6 protein-coding genes are annotated in these 9,967 nt (G+C 44.9%); 1 reads left to right on the forward strand and 5 read right to left on the reverse strand.

The features are described from left to right. Nucleotides 1–201: LytTR family DNA-binding domain-containing protein (locus tag QZZ43_RS06180; protein WP_291857107.1), on the forward strand; the 201-nt coding region annotated here is incomplete at its 5' end. A gap of 222 nt (nt 202–423) precedes the next feature. Here the strand turns inward: QZZ43_RS06180 and QZZ43_RS06185 are convergent. The 5 genes from QZZ43_RS06185 to QZZ43_RS06205 form a co-directional block, all read right to left on the reverse strand. After that, a complete protein-coding gene (locus tag QZZ43_RS06185; RefSeq protein WP_291857108.1) occupies nt 424–1,023 on the reverse strand; it encodes an AidA/PixA family protein in 600 nt (199 codons plus the stop codon). 290 nt (nt 1,024–1,313) lie between these two features. Next, the gene (locus QZZ43_RS06190; protein ID WP_291857110.1) at nt 1,314–3,572 is read right to left on the reverse strand and encodes a patatin-like phospholipase family protein; all 2,259 of its coding nucleotides are present in this window, start codon (nt 3,570–3,572) and stop codon (nt 1,314–1,316) included. A 787-nt stretch (nt 3,573–4,359) separates the two neighbouring features. Continuing rightward, nucleotides 4,360–4,887, reverse strand: coding sequence for a shikimate kinase (locus QZZ43_RS06195; protein ID WP_291857112.1), 528 nt, complete (start codon nt 4,885–4,887; stop codon nt 4,360–4,362). 226 nt (nt 4,888–5,113) lie between these two features. Further along, nucleotides 5,114–7,759 carry a DNA gyrase/topoisomerase IV subunit A gene (locus QZZ43_RS06200; protein ID WP_291857114.1) on the reverse strand — a complete coding sequence of 882 codons (2,646 nt, stop codon included), beginning with the start codon at nt 7,757–7,759 and terminating at the stop codon, nt 5,114–5,116. 2 nt (nt 7,760–7,761) lie between these two features. Next, nucleotides 7,762–9,594: a DNA topoisomerase IV subunit B gene (locus QZZ43_RS06205; RefSeq protein WP_291857116.1), complete on the reverse strand. Its 1,833-nt coding sequence runs from the start codon at nt 9,592–9,594 to the stop codon at nt 7,762–7,764. Nucleotides 9,595–9,967 lie beyond the last annotated feature (373 nt).

Here is a 9,967-nt window from a genome sequence, read left to right on the forward strand (position 1 = left end):
AAATACACCTACTCCGTGGTGTTGAAAAGTTTCGAAGAAAAGCTTTCGCCCAAAGATTTCATGCGGGTGCACCGTTCCTTTATCGTCAATCTCTCCAATGTAACAGGCTTTGAAGGCAATACACTTTTTATTGACAAGACGCGGATTCCTGTGACAAGGGCTGCACAGGAGAAAGTTTTTAAGCACTTCAGAGTTATATAGAACATTACTTTTTTAAGGCCGAAGGTCTTAGAGCAATTGCCCAGGGCAACGCCCTGGGGTCGTTTCCACAATTCTCCCCCTCTTGCCGTTCAATCTTTAAAATAGTTTAAGTGAACTCATAAATACATGAATAGAAGTGACCTGCCAGCGCTTGACCAGAGCAGCTGACAGGTCTTTCTTCCAGACAAACTGAGATAGAGAGAGTAGTGTTAGGGTTAGAGGTTAAGACGCCTCCTGAAGTTGTATTTTTGGGAACCATCTGAAAATGCAGACAGGCTTTTCTTCAGGATGCGACTTATCCATAATTTGTAAATCTATGTGGTAATCCAGATTAATATTGGGTTCACTCAATAGGGTGTCTTCTTTTATTTGGGTCTGATATCTGAAATCCGCGAATGCAGCCGCCCAGAACAAGTCTCTTCCAAAAAGTCCGATAGTGGACGGATTTTCTTTCTCAATATCCGGATGTAATGCAGGCGTTTGATGAAATACTTCCTGCCAGCTCATTTTTTTATTGGCTGCCGGAGATACCTCTTTAATCATTATCTCGAACGGTGAATTCTGGTATATGTTGGCCTCCCACCACCGCAACTCATCACCGGGAGCCGCCTTTACGGTCAGGTTATTTGTTCCCTGCCCATCCACCACATGACGACGATCTGCCATCATGTAGATGTACGAAGAAAAATCATCTTCCTCTTTAAGGGTAAAAACAGGGATTTCCTCAACTGCTGGAGAAGATTCAATCATCTTCTGTATTCTGCTGTCTTTTATCAGGGCGGCAGAATCTACCAACACCAACATGCCAATTACATTACTCATTTTTGCCTGGTTTAAAGGTTTAATAACCAAAGGCAGGGTTTTCTGGTTTAATCATGGTCTGAAAGAGGGTGGAGTTTTAATCCAATGTGAATGTAATGTCAAGTGTAGGTGATTCCTAAAAGGATGAGTGAATGGATGGAGAAATTGAGTGAATGGTTATTTTTTTAGAGTTGCTTTGCGATGCAATCGTTCGTGAGGTTAAGTGAAAAAGTGGATAAAAACTTTATTGCTCTGCTTGAGATGAATTGTGTTTTCTTGCAACGCGTGAAGTGTAGCGTTATATGGTTTAATCAGAAATTAAACCCAAAATTAAAGTACCATCTTACCCGGTGGTCGGTACTGTTGCTGCCGGCACCCAGTTGCACTGGGCCAAGAAAACTGTCGTATGCCAGCATAAGGCCATAGCCGTAAACGGTTTCTGTTTTGTCCAGACCAATGGGCTCAATTTGCTCAGGCAGATTGATGGTTGAAAATAGGATTCCTCCCTGTACATTCAGGTGGATTTGTTGAAGGAGGCGGTATCGCAGGTCTATTTCTCCAAGAGCATAGTCTTCCACCAGCTTTTCACGGAAGGAGTAGCCGATAAAATGAACTTCATTGCTGCGGTTGTTAAAGGGAAGCCCTCCGATAAAAGTCAGATCCAACAGGGGGGCTTCTTTATTGGTAAATTGCCCGGACAATCTGATGCCCGGAGTAAACCTGCTGCTTACCGGAAAATATTTCTTCCAGTCACCGCCCAGTGAGAAATATTGCCGGTTGGGTATATCGGTGAGTGGTGCAACCAACTCTTTTCCATTGTCACTGCCTTTGTAAAGCTCCTGTGCATCGAAATTGAAGCGATAATATAGATTGATTCTGGAGCCTCTGACAGGGAAGTATCGTCTGTTTAGTGAATTGTAATTGAAGTCGAACCGGGAGGAGAGAAATGTATTTCCAAAACGTTCCACACCGGCATAAAAAATATCGGAAAAGCCACTCCTGTTCTGGAGTGTGGAATGGGTGTAACGCGCAGTGGTTTCCATCTGCCAGTAGGTTCCCAGGTTGGTTAAGAAACCTGCATAAACGGATGTGTATCGTTGTTTGAAGGTGCCATACTTCGACCCGTTATCCAGATAAACCGGCAGGTTGTTGTTTTCGTAGGTAAAGCCTGTTTTTGCTGCCGCTATATGCTTTTCTCCCATGTAGTTGAGGTGAGACAGGTTGAGGCGGGGAGTTTCCGAGATGTCGGTGGTCAAAGATGTGCGCGAAGAATTGCCGAACAGGTTTCTGATGGTCAGGTTGGCCATTAATCCTGCTTTGTACTCATTGTCGTAGTGCAGGGAGAATTTGGTTTCGGCAGGGTTGCTCTCTTCCACGTTTAACACCAGCATGTATCCTTCGTCGAGGGGCTCAAAATGGTAGGCGATATTTTCGAAATAACGGGTGCCCATAGCTCTTTCGATACCCATACGCATGGCATTACTGGTAATGGAATCACCCGGTTGAATTCTCAGGTTACCGAGCAGAAACTGTTGTGTGGTGCTTTCCTGACCATGAATTTGGATTCTGGAAATCACTTTTGTTCTTGAATTGGACTTGTCAACTTGAAGCAAGGGTCGGGATTTGATGTTCTTCTCTGCTTTTAATTTTCGGAGGGCGTCTAAGTGTTCACGGGCTGCTTCCTCACCAATTCGAATGATGTTTCGGGTGTCGGAGAAACTGGCGGTATTGTATTTCTCCAATGGTGGCGAAATCAGTAAATCTGTTCTTTTGATGGCTCTGCGCAGGGCCATGTTCCCACCAATGGTGGCCGATGCCATCAGGATTTCGGGAAGTGTTTGGGGGCCTTTGCTCCCGGGTTTGGTGTTATACCCCACATTAACGCCAATGATGATATCAGCGCCCATTTTTTTACACAAATACACGGGGAAATTGTTGAGAATTCCTCCATCAACAAGGAGCATTGAGTCCAGTCGAACGGGAGAAAACACTGAGGGGATGGACATGCTGGCCCGAAGTGCTGTAGTCAGGTTTCCGTGGTCAAAAATATATTGATTGCCACTGATAAGGTCGGCGGCTACACAGCGGAACGGAATGGGCAGGTTGTCAAACGATCCGACATCAGCCACATGCCAACTGAGGCGTGAAATTAGTTCACTTATTTTCTGTCCGCGAACCAGCCCCGATGGGATTTCTAACCCATCCCTGGTAATATTAAACTCCACCTGATAGCGGTTGTAATCTTCTTTTTCCTGAGGAGATATGGATGAGAGGGGGATTTGGTCGGAAAGCAAATTTGACCAGGACACGCTGTTGACAATAGAGTCAAGTTCTTCGGCAGTGTAACCTATTGCATAGAGTCCTCCTATGATGCTTCCCATGCTGGTACCGGTGATGAAATCTGGCACTATGCCTTCTTCTTCCAGGACTTTTAACACACCAATATGGGCCAGTCCTTTGGCACCACCGCCACTGAGTACCAGTCCCACTTTGGGACGTGCTTCCTGGGCAGAGATTTGAAATAGCCCTGTCAGCAATAGCAGTAATGTAAAAAGAAATGTTTTTCTCATGACGGTCAGCGGCTTTTATACAAAAGTACAAGTTTCCCGATAGGTAGGCGTAGAAGTCAGGTTAATAATTGATTAAAACAGCATTTTTGATGCGTGAAACGATTTTTCCAGAATATTAATTCTATCCTAAATAAATATTTTGAACGTATTGACTGGCTTGATGGGGACTGACCTTGGAAGATAAGTTTAAAAACAAGCTGAACTTGTGCTCATACTGGGCATTGGTGACAGATCGGGATCCCGGTTTTGTTCGAATTCTCAATTCGTGATGAGTCATGTAATACAATTCTAATGTGATAAAAGGGCTTGCCTTTGAAAAGTGTTCATGAGATTAGACGAATGCAACGCCCTCAACCTTTATAGCCCGCTTCAGGGGGCTTCCCAAGGCTTCGATCTGTTGGCTTTTCCGGGAATGCCGGCTTGATTCCGGCTACAGAAGACTCTTAGCCTTTACGCACAATCATCCGGCTAAACCCGGGTACTATTTGTTTTCGTTTCATATAGTTTCCAATTATAGGGGTATGCGAGTCTGAGGAAAATACGCAGGACAGATTCTTCGTCAACCCTCCACCTGGCTGAATGTCATTCTGAGTGCCAAAATTTTTTATTTAGTAATGTGAAATGACGTTGAATCGGGTCTATCCCGTCCGTATGGATTTGTAATCTACACGGGTAAAGAGTCAACTGTTAATTTTCTGATTTTTTGCGTATTACAAAAATCTGTCATTGGTAGCATGCGAAGAATCTCTATTATCGCTAAACCCGGGTGCCATTTTTATGTGAACTATTAGCTATGTTTCAAACGTAGTGCTTCCAGAACAAGTCTGACTGATGCTTGGGGAGAAAGGCCCGTTGTATCGGCGGTCAGAGAGGATTTTTCGTACCACGGTGCTCTTTGTTCCAGCGAGTGGATGATAAATTCCAGCAGTTCTTCTTTGCTCTTGCCGGCAATCAATGGACGGTGGGCTCTTGCCGGCATTAATCGTTCGGTTAGCGCGGGGGCAGACACTTTTAGATAGATGGTCATTCCATTTTTGTTCATCACTTCCATATTGTCGAAGTGACAGGGAACACCTCCTCCGGTTGCAATAACTGCTTTGCCAAGATTCGTGCTTTTATGTACTGTCAGTCGCTCAATCTCCCGGAATCGTTCTTCCCCATATTTTGAAAAAATCTCAGAAATGCTCATCTTTTCCTGCTCTTCGATGAATTTGTCCAAATCGACAAACCGGCAATTGAGCTCACGGGCCAGCAGGCGACCAAAAGTACTTTTTCCGCTGCCCATGAAACCGGTGAGATATATTGGGTATCGCATTTATTGTGACTTAAAGTAATGAGTGTCATTTTTATCTTCTGTCAGCACTTCAGTGGCTCTTGTTTTTTTGATATGAGGGTGTTACGATTACGCTGCCGCTTGTCTCCGGGTGCTTCAGTATATGCATCGGGTATGCATCCTCCAATTACGAGGCTGCAGTTTGAAATCTGTAACTTCCAATTGACATTAGTACATTTTTAAGCCACCCGTTGGGGCATTTGGGCCCCTAAAAAATAGACATCTGACTGTTATCCTCTTCTCCCTCATCACTGTCCTCATCATCATCTTCCGGCTCTTCCGGTTTTGGGTCATCTTTAATAATGGGTTCCAGCTCCATGATTTTGTGTACCTGGTAGGTGGTAAGCCGTTTTCCTTTGGCTTTGTAGCCTTTGATGTTGATAAATTCGGCAACTTCCACAATTATCTTCTCCCGGTCTTTATCTTCACCGCCAAACTTAATCTCGAGACGTGGGTAATCCACATGTGTAAGGCGTACCAAATGCGATTTGGGATTGTCTCCAATATAGCGTTGCGGTTTGCTTACCGGCTCTACCTGGAAGCGTTTCAGGTAGAAAAAGTCCTGGTCGGCATCGTAATAGACGGCTGACCAGACAACTTCAGGGTCATATTTTTCGATGTACAGGATGTTGTCTTCATAGTGGTTGGCCAGGTCATAGTTTGTCTGGTATAGATAACCATCTTTAGTCATGACCAGTATCTGGTCTCCACTGTGAAATTCACCCAGATATTTTCCTCTTCCATCTACGTTGAGACGCAGAATTTCGGGCTCGAACCATATTTTTCGACCTCCCAATGTGCTTTCCCCTTTTTTCTTCAGCACAATTTTGTGAATGGGATACTTAGTCAGGATATTTCCCTGTGCACTTCGGCCTTTAATGGTTTGTTCGGCCATGTCGAACTCAAAAATCTGGTTGCGTAGCCGCGCACGGGGTTTAAGTGTAACTTTCAGCACTTCTGCTTCGCCGTTGGGGTTGGCACTGAAATAGATGACTTCAGAACCCTCTTTTCCCTTGGTCAGGTTGTATCCTTTGTCCCGGGTAACACCGGTTACTGCAAATCGCTTAACATAGGTGTTGCCTTGTTTTCCGTCGCGATACACCACATTGTAAACGGTGCGCGTATCGTTTCGCTTAAACACGGCAATGTGAATGATGTCTTTCCCCACAAAGGCTTTGTCCTGCACCTTTGTAATCAGGTATCGGCCGTCTTTGTAAAATATGATGATATCGTCAATGTCGGAACAGTTGCAGATAAATTCGTCTTTCTTCAGGGCAGTTCCGGCAAAGCCATCTTCTCTGTTGAAGTAGAGTTTTTCATTTTTCACCACCACTTTGGATGCTTCAATGTTTTCAAAGCTTCTGATTTCAGTCATCCGGGGATAGTTGGAACTGTATTTCCTCTTCAATCCCTTGTAATAGTCAATGGCGTAGGTAATGATGTTGTTGAGGTGATATTCAACCTGCTCCAGCTCTTCTTCCACAGAGGCAATGTATTCATCGGCCTTTTTGGAGTCGAATTTTGAAATTCGCTTGATACGGATTTCCATCAGCTTCAGGATATCGTCGCGGGTAACTTTTCGCTTCAGTTGCGGCTTAAAAGGCTCCAACCCGTGGTCGATGGTCTTGATAATAGCCTCATAAGTTTCACAATCTTCAATGCGCTGATAGATTTTGTTTTCGATGAAAATCTTTTCCAGCGACGACATGTGCCACGACTCTTCCAATTCACCTTTTCTGATTTCCAATTCGCGGGTAAGCAGATGTACGGTGTGGCTGGTATCGTGTCTTAGGATTTCGCTGACTCCCAGAAATGCAGGCTTTTCATCGCGAATCACACAGGAGTTAGGCGAAATGGAGAGCTCACAGTCGGTGAATGCATAGAGTGCATCAATGGTTTTGTCGGGCGATGTATTGGCCGGCAGGTGGACTTGAATTTCCACTTTTTCGGCCGTGTTGTCGTCAATTTTTTTGATTTTTATTTTCCCCTTCTCATTGGCTTTCAGGATTGATTCAATGAGGGTGGATGTATTTCGTCCAAAGGGGATATCGGAAATTACCAGGGTGCGGTTGTCCAGTTTACTGATTTTAGCCCGCACTCTGACTGCGCCTCCACGAAGACCGTCATTGTAACGCGATGCATCCATCATTCCGCCGGTGGGGAAATCGGGATAGAGCTCAAATGGCTGACCTTTAAGATGAGCAATGGATGCATCAATTAACTCAGCAATGTTGTGGGGCAAAATTTTGGAAGCAAGTCCTACGGCAATACCCTCAACGCCCTGCGCAAGCAGTAATGGGAATTTCACCGGAAGCGTCACCGGTTCCTGGTTACGTCCGTCGTAAGAGGGTTTCCATTCGGTGGTTTTGGGATTAAAAACTACTTCCTGGGCAAATTTGGTCAGGCGGGCTTCAATATACCGGGCTGCGGCGGAGCGGTCGCCCGTGAAAATATTTCCCCAGTTACCCTGCATGTCAATCAGCAGGTTTTTTTGTCCCAGCTGCACCAGGGCATCCCCAATGGATGCATCACCGTGTGGGTGAAACTGCATGGTGAAACCAATGATGTTGGCTACCTTGTTGTAGCGGCCGTCTTCCATCCTGCGCATGGCATGCAGGATCCGGCGCTGCACAGGTTTCAGACCGTCGTTGAGGTGCGGAACAGCCCGTTCCAGAATTACATAAGAAGCGTAGTCCAGAAACCACGTCCGGTACATTCCCTGAAGTGCGGTAATCTTTAACTCAGGCTCCGCTTCGTGCGATGGTTCTGAGGATTCAGGAATGTTGATCTCTTCGTTGTTGTCCTCTTCGGGCTCCTCAGGTATTTCAGGGTATTTATCGTTTTCGTCACTCATTGTTATAGCATTTCTTCGTCAACCACAAGATTGTCAATGATGAAATTCTGTCTGTCGGGGGTGTTTTTCCCCATATAAAAATCAAGGACCTCTTTAAAGGCATCCTCCTTCTTCATTTTGACCGGTTCCAGTCGTATGTCTTTATTGATAAAATGGGTAAATTCATCGGGCGAAATCTCTCCAAGTCCTTTAAATCGTGTGATTTCCGCATTTTTCCCCAGTTTCTTCATGGCCTCATGACGCTCATGGTCATTGTAGCAATAGAAACTCTCTTTTTTGTTGCGCACCCTGAACAGGGGGGTCTGCAGGATGTACAAATGTCCGTTTTTCACCAGTTCGGGGAAGAACTGAAGAAAGAAAGTCAGTAACAGCAGCCGAATGTGCATCCCGTCCACGTCGGCATCTGTGGCAATGATGACTTTGTTGTAACGGAGGGTTTCCAGACCTTCTTCAATATTCAGGGCTGCCTGAAGCAGGTTGAACTCTTCGTTTTCATAAACCACCTTGCGGGTGAGCCCGTATGTGTTGAGGGGCTTTCCTTTCAGACTAAATACTGCCTGGGTGCCCACATCGCGTGCCTTGGTGATGGAACCCGATGCGGAGTCACCCTCGGTAAGGAAAATGGAGGTTTCCATTTTCCGTTCGTGGGTTGAGTCAAAATGGATTCTGCAATCACGGAGTTTTTTGTTGTGCAGACTTACTTTTTTTGCTCGTTCACGGGCCAGTTTCTGGATGCCGGAAATGGCTTTTCTTTCTTTTTCCGATTCCAATATTTTTTTGTGAATAATCTCGGCTGCTTCCTGATTCTTATGAAGATAGTTGTCGAGTTTTTCTTTTACAAAATCGAGTACGTAATTGCGAACCGATGCACCACCGGGCGACATATCTTTGGACCCCAGCTTGGTTTTGGTCTGCGACTCAAAAACCGGTTCCTCGATTTTTATACTAACCGCTGCCACAAGGCCGGAGCGAATATCGGCAACATCAAAGTTTTTGTTGTAGAATTCCCGGATGGTTTTTACGTATGCTTCGCGAAAAGCCAGCAGATGTGTTCCGCCCTGGGTGGTGTGCTGCCCATTTACAAAGGTATAATACTCTTCTCCATATTGATTGCAATGGGTAACAGCAAGCTCCAAATCTTCGTCTTTGAGCGAAATTATCTGATAAAGACCAGTTTCGGTCATTTGCTCATCCAGCAAATCCAGTAATCCGTTTTCCGAACGGTACACTTCCCCGTTAAAATGGATGGCCAAACCGGCATTCAGATAGGTGTAATTTCTCAGCAAAGAGCTGATGTATTCGTTTTTGAAAGTATATTCGCCGAAGATAGATTCATCGGGGATAAATTCCACGTAGGTTCCGTTGCCTTCTTTGGTGGGTGCTACAGGCGACTCCTCCACAAGTTCTCCCTCACTGAAAATAACTCGTTTGGTTTCGCCATCCCGGAAAGCCTGAATGATAAATTGAGAGGAGAGTGCATTGACGGCTTTGATTCCGACACCGTTAAGTCCCACTGATTTTTTAAATACCTTACTGTCGTATTTGGCTCCGGTATTCATTTTGCTGGCAACGTCTATCACTTTCCCCAGGGGAACTCCGCGGCCATAGTCGCGAATGGACATACGTTTTTCATCCAGATCGATTTTTATTTTCTTACCAAAACCCATCATGTACTCGTCTATCGAGTTGTCCATGACTTCCTTAATTAAAACGTAAATCCCATCATCGGCAAAATTTCCGTCCCCGAGTTTTCCGATGTACATACCCGGACGACGACGGATGTGTTCTTTCCAATCAAGTGTTCGTATGGTATCTTCAGAATAGTTTTGCAACATTGTTTGTTACCTCTCGTTTGTGTATTTTATTGTTTTTTAATGGTCTGTCCTGGTTGGGTTATCAATAATTTCATCACGATTATTTAAGGATTAATCGAGCAAAACAGTATAATGGTTTTAAAAAATTCATCCAAATATAGCGAAAAGGAAAAATCTTTCGTAATCTGATTTTTCGATTCATCTATCTTTTTGATGCTAATCAGGGGGTTGCTGCCTCAAAAAAAAACCGAGTGGCTATTTTAACTCAGTGCTTCTCGGTGAATTACTCCGTGCTCTATGTATAACAGCCACGTTGCGTGGCAACCTCTGTGTCCCTCGGTGCCCTCTGTGGTTAAACCCCTCTGCGGAGCAACCCTGCGTATCCTGTTTTCAA

Source organism: Marinilabilia sp. (assembly GCF_016278715.1).
Taxonomy (GTDB): domain Bacteria; phylum Bacteroidota; class Bacteroidia; order Bacteroidales; family Marinilabiliaceae; genus Marinilabilia.